14 protein-coding genes are annotated in these 20,456 nt (G+C 53.8%); 7 read left to right on the top strand and 7 right to left on the bottom strand.

The features are described from left to right. Positions 1-74: 74 nt before the first annotated feature. Together R3C20_19470 and R3C20_19465 are read right to left on the bottom strand one after the other, a co-directional pair. Positions 75-1,298, bottom strand: a complete 1,224-nt coding sequence (locus tag R3C20_19470) for a DEAD/DEAH box helicase (GenBank protein MEZ6042683.1) — start codon at positions 1,296-1,298, stop codon at positions 75-77. A gap of 197 nt (positions 1,299-1,495) precedes the next feature. Next, a complete protein-coding gene (locus R3C20_19465; GenBank protein MEZ6042682.1) occupies positions 1,496-2,125 on the bottom strand; it encodes an ATP-dependent Clp protease proteolytic subunit in 630 nt (209 codons plus the stop codon). A gap of 84 nt (positions 2,126-2,209) precedes the next feature. On the opposite strand from R3C20_19465, the gene R3C20_19460 reads away from it, so the two are divergent. The 6 genes from R3C20_19460 (at position 2,210) to R3C20_19435 (ending at position 12,430) form a co-directional block, all read left to right on the top strand. Further along, positions 2,210-4,240, top strand: a complete 2,031-nt coding sequence (locus R3C20_19460; protein ID MEZ6042681.1) for a sulfatase — start codon at positions 2,210-2,212, stop codon at positions 4,238-4,240. After that, the gene (locus tag R3C20_19455; protein ID MEZ6042680.1) at positions 4,237-5,346 is read left to right on the top strand and encodes a hypothetical protein; all 1,110 of its coding nucleotides are present in this window, start codon (positions 4,237-4,239) and stop codon (positions 5,344-5,346) included. The genes R3C20_19460 and R3C20_19455 overlap by 4 nt, the downstream gene beginning before the upstream one ends. Before the next feature lie 402 nt (positions 5,347-5,748). Beyond that, positions 5,749-8,634, top strand: a complete 2,886-nt coding sequence (locus R3C20_19450; protein ID MEZ6042679.1) for a zinc-dependent metalloprotease — start codon at positions 5,749-5,751, stop codon at positions 8,632-8,634. Positions 8,635-9,052: 418 nt separating this feature from the next. Further along, the gene (locus tag R3C20_19445; protein ID MEZ6042678.1) at positions 9,053-10,363 is read left to right on the top strand and encodes a CpaF family protein; all 1,311 of its coding nucleotides are present in this window, start codon (positions 9,053-9,055) and stop codon (positions 10,361-10,363) included. Between the two features lie 94 nt (positions 10,364-10,457). Next, a complete protein-coding gene (locus tag R3C20_19440; GenBank protein ID MEZ6042677.1) occupies positions 10,458-11,420 on the top strand; it encodes a type II secretion system F family protein in 963 nt (320 codons plus the stop codon). A gap of 68 nt (positions 11,421-11,488) precedes the next feature. Next, positions 11,489-12,430: a type II secretion system F family protein gene (locus R3C20_19435; protein ID MEZ6042676.1), complete on the top strand. Its 942-nt coding sequence runs from the start codon at positions 11,489-11,491 to the stop codon at positions 12,428-12,430. Positions 12,431-12,479: 49 nt separating this feature from the next. On the opposite strand, the gene R3C20_19430 is transcribed toward R3C20_19435, so the two are convergent. The 4 genes from R3C20_19430 to R3C20_19415 all read right to left on the bottom strand — a co-directional run bounded on the left by R3C20_19430 (position 12,480) and on the right by R3C20_19415 (position 17,396). After that, complete coding sequence (locus tag R3C20_19430; protein ID MEZ6042675.1) at positions 12,480-13,097, bottom strand: LUD domain-containing protein; 618 nt, start codon at positions 13,095-13,097, stop codon at positions 12,480-12,482. Further along, a complete protein-coding gene (locus R3C20_19425; GenBank protein ID MEZ6042674.1) occupies positions 13,094-14,500 on the bottom strand; it encodes a LutB/LldF family L-lactate oxidation iron-sulfur protein in 1,407 nt (468 codons plus the stop codon). Before R3C20_19425 ends, R3C20_19430 begins: the two co-directional genes overlap by 4 nt. Positions 14,501-14,506: 6 nt before the next feature. Continuing rightward, complete coding sequence (locus R3C20_19420; protein MEZ6042673.1) at positions 14,507-15,775, bottom strand: site-2 protease family protein; 1,269 nt, start codon at positions 15,773-15,775, stop codon at positions 14,507-14,509. 157 nt (positions 15,776-15,932) lie between these two features. Further along, complete coding sequence (locus R3C20_19415) at positions 15,933-17,396, bottom strand: DUF1501 domain-containing protein (GenBank protein MEZ6042672.1); 1,464 nt, start codon at positions 17,394-17,396, stop codon at positions 15,933-15,935. Positions 17,397-17,682: 286 nt separating this feature from the next. Here R3C20_19415 and R3C20_19410 point away from each other — a divergent pair, with 286 nt between their 5' ends. Then, entirely contained in the window at positions 17,683-19,221 is a 1,539-nt protein-coding gene (locus tag R3C20_19410) for an MFS transporter (GenBank protein MEZ6042671.1), read from the top strand. Between the two features lie 177 nt (positions 19,222-19,398). Here the strand turns inward: R3C20_19410 and R3C20_19405 are convergent, their stop codons facing one another. Further along, complete coding sequence (locus R3C20_19405) at positions 19,399-20,406, bottom strand: sugar phosphate isomerase/epimerase family protein (protein MEZ6042670.1); 1,008 nt, start codon at positions 20,404-20,406, stop codon at positions 19,399-19,401. Positions 20,407-20,456: the final 50 nt, after the last annotated feature.

The raw sequence follows: 20,456 nt of genomic DNA, 5'->3' as shown, positions 1-20,456 counted from the left end.
TTTTCAACGGACAAAAAAAGATGCGGATTCGAGTCACTGCCAGCGGATCGCCGTTACTGAACGGGAGCCTGGAACTAGCTGCCGAATTTTCGGATCGAACGGCTCTTTCGCTCTTTGCGTCGGAATGCGTCGAAGCCTTCGACGATGTATTCCGGCAGGACGGTATTGATTCGCTTCTCGATATTGGTCAGTTCGCCACCCTGATCAAGTCGAACAAAGGTAATCGCTCGCCCGGATTCGTGGGAGGACATACGACCGGTGCGGCCAACACGATGGACATAGTCGTCGCAGTATTCCGGAATGTCGTAGTTGATAATGTGGGAGATGCCGCTGACATCAATTCCGCGTCCGACCACGTCCGTGGCGATCAGGAGTCGTAATTGTCCCGATCGCAACTCTTTGATGACTCGATCACGTCGTCGCTGCGGCAAATCGCCATGAATAACGGCAACGCGATTCGATTTAAGTCGACGGGAAAACATGTCGTAAAGTGCGTCGGCCCCTCGTTTTGTGCGGGTGAACACGATTGCCTGGCGAGGCAGTTCCTGTGCAAGTACGCGAAGCAGCAGTTGTCGCTTTCGGTCCTCGTCGACGGTCACATAGTACTGCTCGATGGTATCGACGACGACGCGATCTTCGGACAGGTCGACCATTTCAGGATCGACCATATATTTTCTGGCAAGTCGTTCGACCGGTTCTGCCATCGTCGCGGATAAGAGCAGCGTCTGTCGTTCCGCCGGGCATCCACGCAGAATTTTTTCGATGTCCGGACGAAAGCCGATGTCCAGCATGCGGTCCGCTTCGTCCAGGATGACCGTTTCGACGGCACTCAGGTTAAGTGCACCTCGACGCATCAGGTCAATGACTCGCCCCGGTGTCCCAATGACGATCTGAGCCCCCGCACGGATTGCGTCGACCTGGCGGTGAATTGGGCGTCCGCCAACGGCAAGCGCGAATTTCAATGCGTCATCACCGGAAAACTTGACAGACTCTGCGTGCACCTGTTCGCTCAGTTCGCGCGTCGGTGCGAGCACCAGCACCTGAACTCTTTTCCGGCCAACGTCCACTACTTCGAGCGTTGGCAGCATGAAGGCTGCCGTCTTGCCCGTTCCTGTCCGGGCCTGTCCGATGACGTCTTTCCCGGTGAGTGCAACAGGGATGAACGCAGCCTGAATGGGGCTTGGCTGTTTGTATCCGATTTTCTTCAGCTGCTTCAGCGTTGAATCACACAGCTCCAACGCATCGAAAGTTGTTTCCGCAAGAACGTCCAAAGTGTTTCCTGGCAGGGCTGAGCCCATCGCAAAGTCATGACGCTGTATCAGTTGATTTCCGCCCCACAACAGTTGTGGAAGAGGGATGCGTCTTCAAAAAGAATCCGTCGGCAATTGAATGCCGGACAATTTCTCACGATATCCTGGTCTCGGGAAGCATAAGCCGCGTTGAATCGGCCAGAATTCCGTGAATGAGACGGGGCTGGGCGTGCAATATCGGAGATTCAGCCGCCCGTGAGTTGTTTCCAGCAGTCTTCGTCCTCGAATGCGTCGATCAGCGTTGCCAGGCCAGCTTCCGCCAGCTCGGGACCGGTGACAAAACGCCCGGGACGAGTCCAGAGGTGCAACTTTTCTCTTAAGATGCCAAACATACGGACCAGAACGTCGTCCAGGCTGTTTTCCAGCAATTTGAAGTGCCGTGCCCACTCTGTCGCCTCTTCCAGCTTGACGTCTTCTTCTGACTGCCAGCGCATTGGATGAAAAAGCAAAGTACTTTGGTGCGTTACAAAGCGGCGTTTGCAGGCCGAAAAACTGAGAAGGGCTGCCGATGAGCATTCTCCGATGACGACACCGGTCACCTGAAGGCGCCGAAGACGAATGAGCGTTGCAACGGCGAGCCCCGCGTAAACGCTGCCTCCACAGGAATCGAAGTACAGGATCCCGCGACTTCCCCGCGGGACATCTGTCAGGCTATTGATGAGTTCGCCCTGTTTATCGCTGAGCTCACCGCAAAGAGTAAACTCCCAGGGACCCTTTCGGTCTGATTCGTCCCGACCGTACCATTGATGTGAAGGTTGTCCTTCCAGCCTGAGTGATTGTTTCGACGATTTGCCACGATGGGGATGAGATCTCATACTTCGGCTACTAATGTGCAGGCGTAATGAATGATTGATCGACGTGAGATGCTCTCTGAAGCATGCGAGTGGAAAGTTAAGACGATGGGTCAGTTTTGGCAAAGGTACGGCATGGCGTTACGAGGAATTCGCGGAGTTGTGTCCGGGACCGCATTGGTTGCATGCATGATTTTTGCGACGACAACAACCCTTGCAGCGCCCGGCTGCGGACAAAATCCAGAACCGACAGCCGCAGACAAACCGAACATTGTGTGGCTGATTTCCGAAGATAACTCGAAACACTGGTTGAAGATCTATGATCCCTCAGGTGCAGCGACGCCCAGGATTTCAGAGCTGGCCAATCACGGATTGACATTCAATCACGCATTCTCAAACGCACCCGTATGCAGCGTTGCTCGGACGACTCTGATCACGTCCTGCCTTGGTCCACGAATTGGGACCCAGTTTCACCGAAAAGCAGTATCGGTGCCAATGCCGGATGGTGTGCAAATGTTTCCTGCACTCTTGCGTCAGGCAGGATATTACACGGCGAACAACAACAAGAAGGATTACAATGCCACTGAAGGATCCGGAGTCTGGGACGATTCGTCCAGGAAGGCAACGTGGGGTGGGCGATCCGCAGGACAACCTTTTTTCTACATGCAGAGTTTCGCGACCACGCACGAAAGTAGTTTGCATTTCCCGGATGCCGATGTGGATGACAGGCCCACGGTTCATTCTGCCGCCAGTGTCACGCTCGCTCCGTATCACCCTGACACCCCGTTGTTTCGATACACGTATGCTCGGTATCTGGACCGGATCCAGCAGGTCGACCAGCAAATTGGAAACGTGGTGGATCGCCTGAAAAGCGATGGTTTGCTCGAAGATACCTTCATCTTCTACTTCGGAGATCATGGGGGCGTGCTTCCACGAGGGAAAGGATATGCCTATGAGAGTGGGCTGCATGTGCCACTTGTGATTCGTGTGCCTGAACGATGGAAGCATTTAGTTGATCGCGACCTGCCATCACGCGTCGATGGCTTTGTGAGCTTCATCGATTTCGGCGCCACTGTGTTAAGTCTCGCTGATATTGAATTGCCAGAGGGAATCGACGGTCGGCCATTTCTGGGCAGGAACGTCAGATCCGAAGATGTTGATGAACGCGATGAAGCGTTCGGATATGCGGATCGCTTCGATGAGAAATATGATTTCGTGAGGACTCTGCGGAAAGGTAGATTCAAATACATCCGAAACTATCAGCCGTTCAATATCGACAGCCTGCACAACAACTATCGTTATCTGAATGCTGCATTTCGTGAATGGCGTCAATTGTCAAAGGACGGAAAACTGAATGCTGTTCAGCAGCAGTTTTTCTCTCCGCGCCCGGCAGAACAGTTATTTGATCTGAACGCGGATCCCCACGAGACGAGTGATCTGGCAAATGACCCGAACTTCAAATCGCAGTTATTGATGCTGCGAACACGATTGGGTGAAATTGTTCGCACGTTACCTGATCTCAGTTTTGTACCTGAAAGTGAACTCGCCAGAGAAGCGTTCCAACATCCTGTGGAATTTGGACAGGCGAATCAGGCGAAGATCTCCCGACTTGCCGATATCGCTGATGCGCCGCTTCATGTTGGGGACGCCATCAAATCCGGACAGGCCGTTGAGGTGTCTTCAGTACTGCATCGACTCGCCGCCGCGCGCGCATCGGAAGATTGGCTGGAACGTTACTGGGGCGTCATCAGTACAACCGCCATTGGTTCGCAGTTTGGCTGGAATCATGTCCGCAGCCTGAAAGACGATATGCTGACGATTGCCCGAAACGACGCGTCTGTCCTTGTCCGCTGTCGGGCCGCCGAATTTCTTGGTCTGAGTGGTCTGGCGGATCCCAGGGAATTTCTGAGTGCAGCCATTTCCGGGTCCACGTCCGATATTGAGGCCGGATTGATTCTGAATAGTGCCGCGTTGTTGCACGATGTTGGTACCTGGGGCTTCCCGAATCATCCCTTCGCAGCGATGAGCCAGTGGCCAGTGACGGTAGAGCCATCTATCATTCCCGATGGATATGCCCGGTTTGATGCCGTCAAACGCCGCCTTGAATACCTTGCGCCTGCGAAAAAAGAAAACGAATGAAAACGTCCGAAACCGTAAAAAAGTGGTTGGTTGAACAAGGTGGTGTTGAGGGGCCACTTGTCCTCGGAGAAACGGCATTCCATCACTTTGGTGGCAACGCTGGTGAAAAGGCCGAGGATATGGCCGGTTCGCAAAACCAGGCAGGGTCAGACGCCGTTGTGGTTCCGTTGCCGCTGTTTACTCGGCTCCGTGCAACCGGGAGCGACTGTGCGCGATTCCTGCATAATTTCTGTACCAACAATGTGAAGGCACTTTCCCCTGGACAATCGTGCGAGGCTTTTTTTACGGATGCGAAAGCGCGAGTGCTGGCCCACGGCTGGATACTTGCTGGCGAGGCGGAACACGAAATCTGGATGCTCAATCCGGATGCAGGGGCCTTGTGCGAACATCTGAACAAATACATCATTATGGATGATGTAGCCGTAGAAACTCTTTCCACGCCGGTGGCTGGCTTTGCGATCTGTGGAACCCGCATTCAGGATGCGCTGGTGGCGTCACAAAACACGGAGGCGGCAAACGCTTTGGCAAACTCCTGTGGTCAATCTGTAATCAATGGCCTTCATGGTTCAATTCGCTGGCTGAAACCCTCCCTGAGTGAAGGGGAAGCCGTGATTTTCAGTTTGCCTGAGGAGGATGTGGTCTCCGTTCTCCAGGATTGGATGGCATCAGGAATAATGCTCGCGGGGTACCCCCGGTTCGACCTGCTGCGAATCAGGGATCGACTGCCAGTATTCGGTATCGATTTGTTGAGCGATACGATGGCTCCGGAAGCCGATCGCAACAAGAGGTCGATCAGCTACTCAAAAGGTTGCTATCTCGGTCAGGAGCCGATTGCGCGAATTGATGCAATGGGCCACGTCAACAAATGCATTCGTCGGCTCACTCTGGATTCGGGTGACATCAGCCAATTCGACTGGACGGGTGCCTCTGTCCAGTCGGTTGACGGTGAGGCACTTGGGAAGATTAGTTCGTGGCAACAAAGCTCTCCAACAACGGTGGAAGCTTTGGCCATGCTGCGCACCAGGGACTCTTGCGCTGGTACCGGAGTTCGGGTATTGTGCGGTGTGAATGCAGTTTCGGCGGTTGTGGTAAAGTCTGGGGAATAGAGTCTTCCAGCCAACATCTTCGTGCTGCTGTTGTCCTGTGCATTTTGAATACAGGCCGGTGTTGAACTTGCTCTTGCGGTTTTTTTGCCAAATACCGTTTCCGGTCGTATCGCAAACTGCGGTTACAGGAATTTGGAAAGGATCGGTAGGTTTTACTGCTGTGGTTGTCATGCATTGCGGATGTCCGCAGCCTGGCGAATCGAGCCGAAACCAGGTGAGCGAAGCTTCCGCGTCATTAGAAAACAGGTAGAATTGCTGGACTGGAGGCTCTGAGAGCCCGGGGCAGCCTGCGTCCTGTGCGATCGTCGTCGTTTTGCAGTGAGATCGACATCTGACATTGGCAAACGCGGAACGATGGCCCCTGAACTATTCGTTTCTACGCACTTCGAGAAGAGGGCAAAAATGGTTTGCAAGCTGTTTTGCTGGCTGAAACCGGCCACATTTCTGTCGGCAGCGCTGTGTGCGATGTCCGTCAGCACTATTGCTCAGGAAGGAGGTTCGCCTCCGGAGTTCCCGCCACACGCAAAGGTCCTGGAGGGGTATGAGAAGGTGGTCACCAAGGCGAACATCACCCCGATGTATACGCTTTGGACTCGGGCCAAAGACAATCAGATGCTCGCGGAATTGCCGCGGACATTTGCGTCCAAGAAGTATTTCATTGCATTAACGGTTGCCAGTGGCGAAACCTATGCCGGCCTGCAGGCCGGAGAGTACTACGTCTACTGGCGTCGATATGACAAGCATCTTGCGCTGATTGAACCCAATATCAGCATCCGGGCAAATGGAGACAAAGAGGCTGAGTCCTCAGTGAAGCGTCTGTTCACGGATCGAGTACTGCTCGAGGTCCCTATCGTGACCATTGGGCCGGGTGGCGGACCTGTCATTGATATGGATGCGATGCTTGTTGGTCGGGCCAATCAGTTTTTCGGATTTGATGTCAGTCCGAATCCCACGATGGTTCGGAACAACATGTTCAAAATTGCGACGGCCAAGGCGTTTGAGAACAATGTTGAAATCGCGTTCGAGATTCCGACAAATGGTGGGTTGCTGAAGACCGCGCACTACTCAATTAGTGACATTCCTGACAGCACGGGCTACAAGCCTCGCGAAGCTGACACCCGTGTGGGGTACTTCACGACGAATTACACAGACCTCGCCAAATACAACGACCGCGAAACTTCGATCCGTTACATCAATCGCTGGCACCTTGAGAAGGCTGATCCCAAGTTGAAGATCAGTCCGCCGAAGGAACCCATCGTTTTCTTCATCGAGCACACGACTCCGGTACGTTATCGTCGCTGGGTTCGGGAAGGCATTATTTCGTGGAACAAGGCCTTTGAAAACGTCGGGATTTCTGACGCGATCGAAGTGTACTACCAGGATGCCACGTCCAAAGCTCACATGGACAAAGATCCTGAGGACGTGAACTTCAACTTTGTCCGCTGGTTAAACAATGACATTGGAACAGCCATCGGCCCAAGCCGAGTCCATCCTCTGACCGGACAGATTCTGGATGCGGATATCATTCTGACGGATGGCTGGATTCGTCACTATCAAAAGGAATTCACGGAATCGCTGCCTAAAGTTGCCATGGAAGGGTTTGGCCCGGACACGCTGGCCTGGCTTGCGGAACATCCCACCTGGGATCCTCGTATTCGACTGGCGCCCCCTTCTGAACGGCAGTCTATTCAGCAGGAAATTGCTCGTCAGTCCGCGATGCCGTTTGTTGGGCATCCACTGGCGTCCGGTGATCCTCGCATGATTGGTCGCAATGAATTTGATGGATTGATGGGACGTCAATCTCAGGTCAATGGCATGTGTATGGCGGCCGATGGAATGGGTTTCGACCTGGCCCTGATGCAGATGACTCTGGCCTTGATGGATGCTGACGACAAGGGGGAGAAGGCTGACGAAGAGAAAGAAGAGAAGAAGGAAGAGGACAAGAAAAAAGATGAGCCGAAAGAGCAGATGCTCGACGGCATGCCTGAATCTTTCGTTGGTCCTCTGATTGCGCATCTCGTCGCACATGAAGTTGGTCACACTCTCGGTCTTCGACACAACTTCAAAGCCTCCAGCGTCTACACACTCGCCGAAATCAACAGTGAAAAAGTGAAAGGGAAGAAGCCGCTGGCAGGTTCGGTGATGGACTACATCGGCACGAACATCAATCTGGGGGCCGGCGAGATCCAGGGCGACTACTGTATGACGGGCATTGGTCCCTATGACATGTGGGCCATCGAGTACGGTTACACATTCGGTGACACGAAGCCGGTACTTGCTCGCGTCGCGGAGCCCGAGCTGGTTTACGCCACAGATGAAGATACTTCAGGACCGGACCCACTGGCTCGCCGTTATGACTTCAGCAAGGATCCTGTGGACTACGCCGAAAATCAAATGAGGCTTGCAAAGCATCACCGCGAAAAACTGCTTAGCTCGTTCATCAAAGACGGGGATAGCTGGGACCGTGTTCGATACGGCTACGAACTGACACTGAGCCTGCAGACAAAATCACTTTCGATGATGTCCAACTGGCTGGGTGGTGCCTTCGTCAACCGCGATAAGAAAGGCGATCCCAACGGCCGAATGCCAATTAACGTAGTACCGGCTGAGCAGCAGCGGACCGCCCTTCGCTTCGTGATCAACAATGCATTCAAGGATGAAGCGTTTGGTTTGTCGTCTGAACTCGTGACAGCCATGGGACTTGATAAGTGGCTGGATAACCCACGTTCTGCCTTCAATGATTCTACGTGGCCAATTCACGATCGGATCATGGGGATTCAGGCTTCCATGCTGACTGGAATCATGAATCCTACGACGCTGGAGCGTGTTTACGACAACGAGTTTCGTATTCCGGCTGATCAGGACAGCCTGACGCTGCCGGAACTGCTTCAGACACTGACCAATGAAATCTGGAGCGAGCTGGATGCCAAGGCTGAGGGAGAATACACCGCCCGCAAGCCTTTCATTTCAAGCCTGCGATTGAATCTTCAACGCGAGCACATGCAGCGACTGATCGATCTGAATATGCCCGCCAACGCTGCCGATTCTGCCGAGCGCGCGATTTCCATGCTCGCGTCAGAACAGTTGCGACAGATTCTCAAAAAGATTGAATCGGCCCAGGCCGCTGCGGCTGATCGTCACGATCCATACACAACGGCTCACCTGTCTCAGGCGAAGTCAAGGATTGAGAAGGCTCTGGATGCCGATTACATTCTCAACCCTTCGCGTGGTGGTGGCAGTGGTGGCGGAATGATTATCCGTCTCGGACAGGAAGAGGAAGCTCGCTAGCTGTCCCTTGAAGAATCGGGGCAGGCACGCTGCACGGCCGTAAACCGCAGTGTTTTAAGGTCTTCTGCTCGAGCTGGTCCCGTTTTTCAACAGGCTGCCAGGCGGGAGGCTGGCAATTCTGCCTGTTTCTGTTCATATGACTTGAGACCCGTCCCCGGGCAATTCCGGGGACGGGTTTTTTCGTGCGCAGTCAATAAGAATCAATACATTCCATCCAACCGAATCCAATTGGTGCATAATTCAGGGTTCAACTGTGGAGCTACGGCAACAAATCGGAACGTTCATGCCGTCATGCCGGAATCCGTGACCTATTCTCCAGTATCGCCATTATTGGCGTGGTCTGTCCGAACGTTCAGGAAGAACGCGGAGACTGCCGGGGAAAGTAGAAACTGGTTACCGCACACGGAGTTCCATCGAAATGATTGCCCCTGTTAAGACGTCTCGATCAAGCACGAACGATTTCGAAACACTTAAGTCGCACATTCACGGCAAGCTGGTTGAAAAGCTGGATCTGACCCGTCTTTCGGAACTGGAAGGCGATAGCCTGCGACGTGAGATCCGCGTCGTAGTCGAGCACCTTTGCGATACCGAGAATCCGATGCTGAATCGTTCCGAGCGTGAACGATTGGTGGAAGAGGTTCTTGATGAGGCGTTTGGCTTCGGTCCGCTGGAACTGCTCCTGAAGGAAGAGGGCGTTGCGGACATCATGATCAACGGCCCAAAGCACGTCTTCATCGAAAAAGGAGGACGAATTCAGAAGTCTGATGTTACGTTCCGCGACAACGATCACCTGTTGCAGATCCTTGACCGCATCGTCTCCAAGGTCGGTCGCCGCGTCGACGAAACCTCTCCGATGGTGGACGCGCGATTGCCGGACGGTTCGCGTTTGAATGCAATCATCCCGCCTCTGGCACTTGACGGTCCTTCGCTGACGATTCGTCGCTTCGGGTCAAATCCGCTGACACTGGAAGACCTGCTGAAGTTTGGTGCGTTCACGCCCGAGATGGTCATGTTCCTTGAAGGCGGGATGAAGGCTCGTCTGAATATGATCATCAGCGGAGGTACTGGTTCTGGTAAAACCACACTGCTGAATACGCTTTCAAGCTTCATATCGAACGAGAATCGAATCATCACCATCGAAGACGCGGCGGAGCTTCAATTGCAGCAGGAACACGTGCTGCGACTGGAGACTCGTCCTCCAAATATTGAAGGCAAAGGGCGAGTGACCGCCACCGACCTTGTCAAGAACGCCCTTCGTATGCGACCGGACCGGATCATCATCGGCGAGTGTCGAGGTGGTGAAACGCTGGACATGCTTCAGGCGATGAATACTGGTCACGATGGTTCTTTGACAACAGTGCACGCCAACAATCCACGTGATGCAATCTCTCGTATTGAAACGCTGATTAACATGAGCGGTATTGAATTACCGCTTTCGGCCATTCGAAAACAAATTTCCTCTGCCGTTCACCTGATCATTCAGGCGAATCGCCTTCAGGGCGGGCCGCGTAAAGTGACCTATATTACAGAGGTTGTGGGCATGGAAGGTGAAACGATTGTTATGCAGGACATCTTTAAGTTTATACAGGACGGTATTGGCGAAAACGGCAAAGCGTTCGGGCATTTCGAATCGACGGGTGTTCGTCCGAAGTGCATCGAACAGCTCGAATCAGCCGGTGTTCGTCTGCCATCAGGGTTGTTTGCCCAACGGACAATGCGAACGCCTTAGTCAGGAATCGTTCGGCTAATGATCTCTCTCTGTTGATGAATTGTTTTACGTTGCAACTGGCTCTTCGACGGAATCGAAAAAACTGGGGACCACTATGGATCCAACACTGATCTACATGGGAGCTGCCTTTATCGGCGTGCTTGCGCTCGTTTTCGGTCTCGGCCAGATCCTTACTGCCGGAGGGGATTCGAACCTCGAGGCGCGTTTGGCTGCGTTTACCGGTGCGGCCGAACCGAGTCGCAAAGAGATTGCAGACTCATTGATTCGCGATGGCCTGGACGGGGCTAACGGTCTTGTCAACGCGATTGTGAAAAGATTTGCGTCTCTGCCGATGTTCTTTCGCCAGGCAGATTGTCCACTGAAGTTTGAACACTTCCTTGGCGCGTGTGCAGGAGCCGCAGCGCTGGGGGCCATGTTCACGATGATCGCAAGAGCCCCTGCTCCGATGATTCCTCTGGGTGCTGTCGGTGGGTTCTGCACCCCCTGGCTCTGGCTGCTGCTGCGTCGTCGCAGTCGATTCCGGCGTTTTGAAAAACAGCTCCCGGATGCCCTCGAGCTCATGGGACGCGCTCTGCGTTCCGGACACAGTCTTGCTTCGGGCCTGAATGTTGTTGCCTCTGAAATGCCAGCACCGATTTCGACGGAATTTCGCACTGTGTATGACGAGCAGAATCTTGGGATTCCGCTGGAACAGGCACTTCGAAACATGCTTCTGCGGGTGCCAAACCTGGACCTCAAATTCTTCGTAACTGCGGTTGCCATTCAGCGTACGGCTGGGGGCGACCTCGCCGAGATTCTGAACAAGATCAGTTTCCTGGTTCGCGAACGCTTCAAGTTGCTTGGGCAGGTGAAAGCACTGACCGGCGAAGGTCGAATCAGCGGTGTGGTACTGATGGGTCTGCCAGTCGCTCTGTTCTTCGCAGTGTATTACATCAATCCTGACTACGTGATGGTGCTGTTCGAGCATCCGACTGGGCAGAAAATGATGTATGCGGCGATCTTCATGCAAGTGCTTGGTGCCATCGCAATTAAGAAGATCGTCGATATCAAAGTCTGATTTGACGTCAAAATTTATGTTGATTGATTGAGAACTCAGAGTCCGCCGTTTTTTGAAAAGTCAGTGCCATGGATTTTGCAAGTCTGATTCCGATTGCTGCCTTCGTTGCCATTTTCCTTGGTGTCTGGGGCGTTGCTTCGATGTTTTCCAGGCAAAAATCCCGTGCCTCAGAACGGCTGGAAGATATCCGTGATCCGTTCTCACGGGCCAGACGCGAAGGTACGCAGCAGCAACAACAGCCAGGCGCGATGAGCAGCATGATTGAACGTGCCGCTCCGGCACTATCGAAGGCGCTGCAGCCAAAGACAGAAACAGAACAAAGTGCTCTGAAGGTGCGACTTGGAAATGCTGGTTTCAGCAGCCCCAATGCCCCTCGCAACTTTCTGGCCATTAAGTTTCTTGGTCTGGTGACCGGCGTACTGTTCGGTGGCGGCTACGGATTCCTGACTGCCACCCCGGGTTCGAATTCCTGGATGTCACTGGTGATTGGCGGCGGATTGGGATTCTATGTTCCGGAACTGTGTCTGACGCTTCTGAAGTCTTCTCGTCAGGCCAAGATCTTTCTTCAGCTTCCCGATGCACTGGACCTTCTGGTGGTTTGTGTGGAAGCGGGTCTTGGACTTGATGCCGGCATGCGAAAGGTCGCAGAAGAACTGGAGGATGGTGCTCCCGAGGTCTGCGGGGAACTTTCGACCTGCAACATGCAGATGCAGATGGGAAAACCGCGTCGAGAAGTGCTGCACGATCTTGGCGTGCGAACGGGAGTCGACGACGTCCGTGCGCTTGCTGCGATTCTCATTCAGGCTGACCGTTTTGGTTCGTCAATTTCGCAGGCACTTCGCGTTCAGTCCGACACGATGCGTGTGAAACGCCGTCAAATGGCCGAAGAAAAAGCGCAACAGACAGCGGTGAAAATGATTTTCCCTCTGGTCCTTTTCATCTTTCCGGGGATCTTTGTGGTCCTTGTCGGGCCTGCAAGTATCCAGCTGATGGAAAACCTCTCCAGCTAAATCGCCGTCACTGCGGTGGCCCTGAGGTGATTGGCTTATCGCGTCGAACTTACTTTTCTGCCGGCCATTCATCAATCAGGTACACTGTCAGTGCTCGTGCACCATGAGCGCCGATGACGAGTGATTGCTCGATGTCGGCCGTTTTGGACGGTCCGGAAATGAATCCGGCGAAAGCATGATCCTTTGCTGAAATCTTCGTGTAGGCTTCGTGCATGTTGTTCACGAGGCTGACTGATGGAATTGCAATTGCGATGTATTGAGGGATGAAATAGAGGACGCGATGCTTGACGGTGTTGTCTGTCACCCAGACTGCACCGTTTTCTGCAACTCCGAAGTGTCCTTTGAGCACGGCAAATCCCACATTTTCGAGCAAGTGTGGGTCTTCAACTGCGTTCAGGTCGAATGTTGAATCGCCGAGGCCTTCTACCACCGAACAACGAACGGTGGACTCGTTCCATTTGGGGTGAGCCTGCAGATGGGTATTGGCTTCGGCTACCGTAGCAACCCGAACGGCCGTGCCACCAACGAACTCGAGGACTTCACTGAAGCGGGAGTAACGATCATCGAACGTTTGCCAGGGACCCTCCGCTGGAAGTTCTGGCAGGGGTGAAGACTGGGGCAGCGCCGTTCGAAGACGTTTGAAAATGGCTTCACGGGCGGTGCTCATGATTCACTTCCCTGAGTGGAGTTGCGGTTGGATTGTGGCGTCGTTCGTTTGCGGTTTGCGTAGAGTTGGCGGAATGACTTTGCCGGTGCCTCTGGCAACTCTCGTTGTTTTCCCCAGCCGTTCAGTCCATTGTAAACAGCAAATCGCGGACTCAGCCTTAGCGCAGTTCTGGCCATCCTTCCGGTGATATTGAAAAGCCAGGCACGCGACAGAACAACTGAGGCGATTTTCATCGGCAGTTTCTTGGATATCGGCACCAGGTGCTTGCGATCCAGCTCGCTTCTTAATGCGAACAGTTGATGGTGAAGGTCGATCTTTACTGGGCAAACATCTGTGCACGAACCGCACAGACTGCAGGCGAAAGGCAGGGAGCTATGGCTGGCTGCATCCTTCAGTGGCGAAAGGATCGATCCAATCGGCCCGGGGACTGTTGCTTCGTAACTGTGACCTCCACTGCGTCGGTATACGGGGCAGGTATTCATGCACGCGCCACAACGAATGCAGTTCAGGCTTTTCCGGAATTCACCCGACTTCAGGATTTCGCTGCGGCCATTGTCGACGAGGACAATGTGCATTTCGCTTCCTTCCTGGGGGCCGTGAAAATGAGACGAATACGTGGTGATCGGCTGACCTGTGGCAGAACGCGCGAGTAACCGGAGAAAGACCGCCAGGTCGCTGAGACGGGGAATCAACTTTTCAATTCCCATGCAGGCGATGTGCAGCTTAGGAAGAGATACTCCCAGATCTGCATTCCCTTCATTTGTACAGACCACAAATCCGCCAGTTTCTGCAATCGCAAAGTTGACCCCCGTGATGCCCGCGTCAGCATTGCAAAAGCGTTCTCGCAGGTGCTGGCGTGCCGCTTCTGTCAGATAGGCTGGATCCGATGCACCCTTCTCTGTGCCCAGATGTTCATGAAAACACTCCCCGACCTCTTCTTTTCTGATATGGATGGCAGGCAGGACAATATGGCTGGGAGTTTCTTTTCGAAGCTGGACGATACGCTCACCCAGGTCCGTATCAACAACTTCATAGCCTCGTTCTTCAAGATACGGATTCAGATGGCATTCTTCAGTGAGCATGGACTTGCTCTTCACGACTTTTCTTGCGCCGTGTTTTTTCAGGATCTCCTCCACAATCTGATTGTGTTGTTCGCCATTCTCTGCCCAGTGCACGTGGACACCAAGAGCTTCGGCATTCTTTTCGAACTGCTCAAGATAGTCTGGCAGCCGGGACATGGTGTGCATCTTGATGGCAGACGCAGTCTCGCGCAGCATCTCCCATTCGGGAACGCTGCCAGCCATTCGGTCTCGCTTTTCACGTACAAACCACAAAGCCTTGTCGTGCCATTTCGCCCGATCATGGTTTGCTACAAACTGTTTTGCCAGAGTTGGGTGTGACATGGAAACTCAGATATTCGAGTCGGAGGACATGGAGCCGTCGGATGACGGAAAACGAAGTGCAATTTGCTCCTGAGACGTTTGTTGTGCAGGAGCGGAAGGCTTTGGTGCGTCTTCAATGATAATTGGATTTGGTGTAAATCCTATTAAGAGAAAGCTCATCGTCATCCAGCCAATGGCATGCCGTTTCCACCCAATCGGCATGCTGTCGTCAGAAGTGGGGGGATGTCGTGTCCCGGTGAGCATCAGCAGAATGATCAGCAACATGTAAGAGACGGTGCGCGTGTAGAGCATGAATGCGACGCCGGTCAACAGGACGCCATAGGCCACATAGTGCGCCTTTCGGCCGATCAGCGTGTACAGAATATGGCCACCATCCAACTGCCCGATGGGAAGCAGATTCATGGATGTAATGAAAACTCCTACCCAGCCAGCGAAACCGTAGCCATTTAGAATAAAGACTTGGTTCTCGCCAGCTGGATGGTGTAACCATTCGATCAGCCACGTCAGCAGCATGGGTTCTCCAAACTCCAGGCCGGATTGAATCGCAAATGCCGGGCGGAATTCAGAGGTTCGTATGCCATAAAACAAGACGGGCAAAGTGATCAGAAGGCCGGCAAGTGGTCCGGAAACTGCGATGTCGAACATTTGCTTTCGGTTGGCGACTCCCCTGCCCTGCAGGATGACGGCGCCCATGGTGCCCAGTGGCGGCAGCGGCAAAGGAATAAAGTACGGCAGTGAGGCTGGTACCCGGTATCGGACTGCCTGTAAAAAGTGGCCCAATTCGTGACAGAGAAGGATCAGCATCAATGGAACTGAATACTCCAGTCCGTTCCGGATCGCTTTGCCCATGACCTCCTGAAAAGACATCGGACGCGTTCCGGTTCGTGCTGCGCTTCTTTGGAGTTCTGCGTTCGCGTATTCACGAAAGTCGGATGAGAAGAAACCTGGCGACCACACCAACGGAAGAAACTCGGAGGCAACAAGAAACGTTGAAAAGCACGTCGCCAGAAACAGCAGCAGCGATGTGCGAAACTGTTTGCGTTTGTAACGTCGATACTCTTCCGCAGTGATACGATTGATGGCAGGTGTCATTTCCTCCACAACGTCGGATGGGATTCCATTCGATTGCGAATGGATCGCGGTATTCAGAGCATCCTGGTGCGTCTGTGGGGATTCCGGTACGTCGCGGCTTTCCACGGGTATGGAATGGGAATGATCCGGAAGAGAGGATGCAGGTTGCCGCTCCGGGGGACCTTCGTCACAGTTCATATTCATATTTGAGTTTGTTCCCGCCCGCCAGCGACGGAAGCTCTTGTTGGCACGCCGGAAGAAGACAAGGGTCGCTGTTCCGGAAGATGAAAAGCCTGCGACCGAGTCATTCGCAGGAGGCAGGTTTCTGTCCGTTTGGCAGTTGATTGACTGGTTGATTTCGTTAGAAAAGTTCGGGCATTGGGGTTCCATTTTCTTCCACGATAAATCGCGGTCGGTTCCGTTCGTCTTCGTAGGTTAAGTCGAGCGGGACGCCCATGTGACGGTAGATTGTAGCGGCCAGATCCCCGGGCGTTACCGGACGATCTTTGACTTCACCGCCGTCCTGCGAACTGCTGCCGATGACCTGGCCATGCCGAAGTCCGCCGCCAGCCATGCACATTGACATCACAACAGGCCAGTGATTTCGACCGTCGGTGCTTCCCTGTGTTCCCATGACGGGCGTCCTGCCGAACTCGCCCATTGCCAGAACCAGCACGTCGTCGAGCAGATTTCGTTCGTCCAGGTCCCCGACGAGTGTTGTGATCAGATGATCAAACAGAGGAAGGAGCGGGCCTAAACCTTTGCTGATTCCACCGTAGGGCGGAATATTGTCACCATGCGTATCCCAGGTGCCCGACGCTGTGTGATAGCTCAGGTCAATTGTGACGAATGCTACCCCTGCTTCCACAAGGCGTCTTGCGAGGAGCGCCTGTTTGCACCAAAGATGATCACCATACCGGAGACGGGTCGCATCCGGCTCGCGCGACAGATCGAATGCCTGTTGTGCCTTGCCACCCAGAACCATTTCGAATGCCTGTTGTCCATAGATGTCCAGAGAATCCATCGCACCGCTCTGATCAAGGCCGCGTCGAAGGCGGTCCAGATCCTGGACCAGCGTGCGCCGATTGGAGAGACGATCCTGACTCAATGCCCCTGGCATGTGAAAGATGTCGGCTCCCGTTTCGCGTCCCAGCGGCTTTCCAACGAGATCCAGTGCGGGCAGGACCGCCGCGCGATTTCCGTCAAAAGGATCGAATGACTTGCCGAGCCATCCGGCCCATGCCAGATGGCTGCGGCTCTTGTGAAACGAAACGTACGGAGGCATTGTGGGGTCGTTCGCCCCCCGGAATTTCGAGATAATGGATGCGATCGCCGGATACCGGTCCCCTTTAGGATTTGATCTCGGCGAAGCGTCCCGATTTCCCGTTTGCATCACCATATTGGGCTCATGGTTGCTGCCACGGCAATCAACAGAGCGTATGAGCGAAAACTTGTCCATCATAGCGGCCTGTTTTGGCAGGTGTTCGCAGATGGACACCCCTGGAATCGCAGTTTCGATTGGCATGAACGGCCCGCGATTTTCGAAGGGGCGGTCTGGTTTCATGTCCCAGGTGTCGATGTGACTTGGTCCGCCGGTCATCCACAAAAGGATGACGCTCTTGTTATTCGTTGGCCGGCCAGCCCGGAGAGCTTGTTCTTTGGCACGAAGCAAAGCCGGAACGGAAAGGCCCGCCACTCCAGCAAGGCCCGCCTTCAGCATATTGCGTCGGCTTTTCAGGACCAGACCGTCAGTCGCCAGCGGTTGCCAGCTGCTGAATGCATGTTGGAAATGATGACCATTGCGTGGCATTGAGTTCACGGGCACCTTGAGAACTCCTTCGAATTGGCCTGACATATCGTCTGGTTTGGGTGGCGTCGCCGCCCGCAGGTCAGTGATTGTAGTCAGAACGCACTGGAAATGAATGCCTGATTCTGCAACTGATCAGCCGACACGCAACTTTCGGACGATGTTTCGGTCTGTGGTTTCTGAATCGGTCCCGCAAACTTCTGAATTCTGCAATCACGCGATCCGCAACCAGGCTCGCCATTAGCCGTATCGAGCCGCGTGGGTTAGACTTTTCGGCCGATCCACGCCAGACAGGAAGACACAAGTGTACCTTTCAGAACACAAGACTCTGCGGATGTTCACCCTGTGCCTGCTTTACGTAGCGCAGGGGATTCCGTGGGGGTTTGTAACCGTCACATTCGCGGCGTGGCTTGCAACGCCCGAACATGGCATCAGCACGGATCAACTTGGAAAGATTCTGGCGGTGGCATCGTTGCCGTGGTCGTTCAAGTTTCTGTGGGGACCGTTGATGGATCGGTTTACGATTCCGTCTCTGGGACGTCGTCGCCCCTGGATCATCTTTGCGCAGGGGATGGCGATTCTTGTGCTTGCAAGTCTGTTGGCGGTGGACGACCTTGCCGGCATGGTTTGGGCGGGTACTGCGAATGCTGGGCCTGTCTGGAGGACACTCTATGAATTGATCCCGGGACCACTAGCCGCTGTGATACTGCTTGCCAATGTCTTCATGTCCATGCAGGACGTGGCTGTCGACGCACTGGCTGTTGATCTGCTGCAGGAAAAGGAACGCGGCATTGCGAACGGATTGATGTACGGAAGCAGCTATGCCGGAACAGCAATCGGAGGCGCTGGGCTTGGCTATGTTGTTGCGAACTACGGCATTCAGGCTGGTTTGCTGACTCAGGCTTTGTTGTTGTTCGTGATCATGCTGTTGCCACTGTGCGTTCGTGAACGTCCCCAGTCTGCAGGCACCCGTTTGGCGGGCGGGCGTTTGATGGGCACGCATTCATCCGGCAACGGTCAAGGCGATCCACCAGATCAACGAGAAGTGGACCGGGGTGCGCCTGATCGGATTGACTTTGGGGAGACGCCCACTCTGCATCTGCAAACCGACCCAATGCCAACCCAGCCCATGCCGACATCAGGCTCTGCCAGTCAGAAACAATCTCCTGCTTCCGCCGCGGGCACCCCGGAAACGAACGATGGCCTCAGGCCACTCTCCTCTGAATCCGTTCTTCGAAATCTGATTCGGGCATTTTCTCTCCGATCCACAATTCTCGGCGCCGGGGTAGCGATTGGCGTGAAGATCGGCATCGGTGTTCTCACCGCAGTTCTGGTCGACTTTCTTATCAAAGATGGCGGGTGGACTCAGCAACAATATACCAGCGTAACTGGAGGGTGGGCCCTGTTGCTTGGGTTAAGCGGTGCAGCAATGGGCGGGTTTGCGTCGGACCGATTTGGGGCGCGTTTGCTGATCTTCACGGTCTCTGTCCTGATCGGGACTCTCTGGATCGCGTTCGGCTTCCTGGAGACACTTATCGATCGTCATTCGTTTGTGGTCGTGCTGCTCCTGGGGCAGGAATTCCTGCTGGCGATGTTGTCGGTGTCATTGTTCTCATTGTTCATGACGATTTCCTGGCCTCGCGTCGCTGCAACACAATTCACGGCGTACATGTCTTTGATGAATCTTTCAACGACCATTGGTAGTTATCTTGCTGGTCAGTTGAGTGCCTCAATGACCATCCATCAAATTCTGCTCGTTTCGGGAGTACTGCAGATTCTTCTGGTGATTCCCGTACTGTTGATCGATACACAACAGGCTCGCAGAACGTTGCCATCGGAATAACGATTGCTGCTGTTGCTCTATCAGCCTGTCGGACTGGCTTTATTGGTAGCCGGACGCGCGCCGGCTCGGACGGAAAATGCAAAGAAACCGGAGGTGCTTTGTGGCACCGTTCCGGGGGAAAGTGATTGTGGTGTGCCTCGCCAACTGCAGGTTGCACAACAGTGCGAGCAATTCTCATCAGGAATTGAAGGACTGATGCAACAATTCAAGACTCTTTGGGATGGCCGTCAAAGGTGACTCTTTTCCTTCGAATTCCAGAGACACGTATCCCTTGAATTGGTGCCTCCTCAGCAGTTCTGCGATGCGTGGGTAATCCAAATCCAGCTGATACCAAAGACCGCCGCCAAAGTAAGTCTTGGCCTGAACAAGAACGGCTTCATCCGCCATCAGTTCGAGTCTGTCATACGGGTCTTCAAGAAAGTTTCCGGTATCCAGGGTCGTCTTCAGCCAGGGTGAGTTGATTGCTTTCACAATGCGCATGACACCTTCTGGTGTTCGACCGAGCCCCCAATGGTTTTCGAGTCCAAGCGTCACGCCACACCGCTCAGCAGCAGGCAGGCATTCGGTCAATCCATCGATGACCCATTTAAAAGCATCTTCATCGGTGTAACCTTCGATCGGTGGTTCAATTCCGCGGTTGGCCATCAAGGCATCAAAGTTCTTGCTGGTGCCCCACGTGCCTGTATTGACCCGCATCGTTGGGATGCCAAGTGCGTATGAAAGTTCAATACATTTGATCGTGTGTTCTGTATTTGTTTTTCGCTTTTCTGCATCCGGCGAGCACCAACCCTGATGGGTGGAAAATCCGCACAGATCTAAACCATTCACAAATGCACGCTGCTTCAAACGCTGCAGATAGCCGTTGCTATCGTTCGTCATCTGGCGATGAAGAATTTCGACGCCATCGAAGCCCCATTCCGCGGCCAGATCGATACATTTTTCGATGTCTCGAAGGTCATCGTTGCGGAATTGCCAGAACGAATACGTCGAAACGGCAAATCGAGTGCGTTGATGTGGTTTCGTCTCGTCGCTCATCGGACGAGCGCTGGAGAGATTGGCCATTGTGTGTGGTGAAGCGGAACCGGACATCGCCCGGGATCCAAGAACGCCTGCGACTCCTGCCATGGCCAGTATATTTCGGCGGTTCAGCAATTTGACGGTTTGAGTTGTGCTGTCAGTTGTCATTTCACATGTCCTGAAAAAGGTATGCATCGGGGCCAATTCGAGCATCAAAA

The organism is Planctomycetaceae bacterium (assembly GCA_041398825.1).
GTDB lineage: Bacteria > Planctomycetota > Planctomycetia > Planctomycetales > Planctomycetaceae > F1-80-MAGs062.
The sequence above is the reverse complement of the archived record's forward strand: the minus strand, read 5'-3'. Positions and strand labels throughout refer to the sequence as shown.

Coding starts and splice junctions, on each gene's coding strand:
- R3C20_19470 (MEZ6042683.1), bottom strand. CDS start 1,298: ATGGGCTCAGCCCTGCCAGGAAACACTTTGGACGTTCTTGCGGAAACA.
- R3C20_19465 (MEZ6042682.1), bottom strand. CDS start 2,125: ATGAGATCTCATCCCCATCGTGGCAAATCGTCGAAACAATCACTCAGG.
- R3C20_19460 (MEZ6042681.1), top strand. CDS start 2,210: ATGGGTCAGTTTTGGCAAAGGTACGGCATGGCGTTACGAGGAATTCGC.
- R3C20_19455 (MEZ6042680.1), top strand. CDS start 4,237: ATGAAAACGTCCGAAACCGTAAAAAAGTGGTTGGTTGAACAAGGTGGT.
- R3C20_19450 (MEZ6042679.1), top strand. CDS start 5,749: ATGGTTTGCAAGCTGTTTTGCTGGCTGAAACCGGCCACATTTCTGTCG.
- R3C20_19445 (MEZ6042678.1), top strand. CDS start 9,053: ATGATTGCCCCTGTTAAGACGTCTCGATCAAGCACGAACGATTTCGAA.
- R3C20_19440 (MEZ6042677.1), top strand. CDS start 10,458: ATGGATCCAACACTGATCTACATGGGAGCTGCCTTTATCGGCGTGCTT.
- R3C20_19435 (MEZ6042676.1), top strand. CDS start 11,489: ATGGATTTTGCAAGTCTGATTCCGATTGCTGCCTTCGTTGCCATTTTC.
- R3C20_19430 (MEZ6042675.1), bottom strand. CDS start 13,097: ATGAGCACCGCCCGTGAAGCCATTTTCAAACGTCTTCGAACGGCGCTG.
- R3C20_19425 (MEZ6042674.1), bottom strand. CDS start 14,500: ATGTCACACCCAACTCTGGCAAAACAGTTTGTAGCAAACCATGATCGG.
- R3C20_19420 (MEZ6042673.1), bottom strand. CDS start 15,775: ATGAATATGAACTGTGACGAAGGTCCCCCGGAGCGGCAACCTGCATCC.
- R3C20_19405 (MEZ6042670.1), bottom strand. CDS start 20,406: ATGACAACTGACAGCACAACTCAAACCGTCAAATTGCTGAACCGCCGA.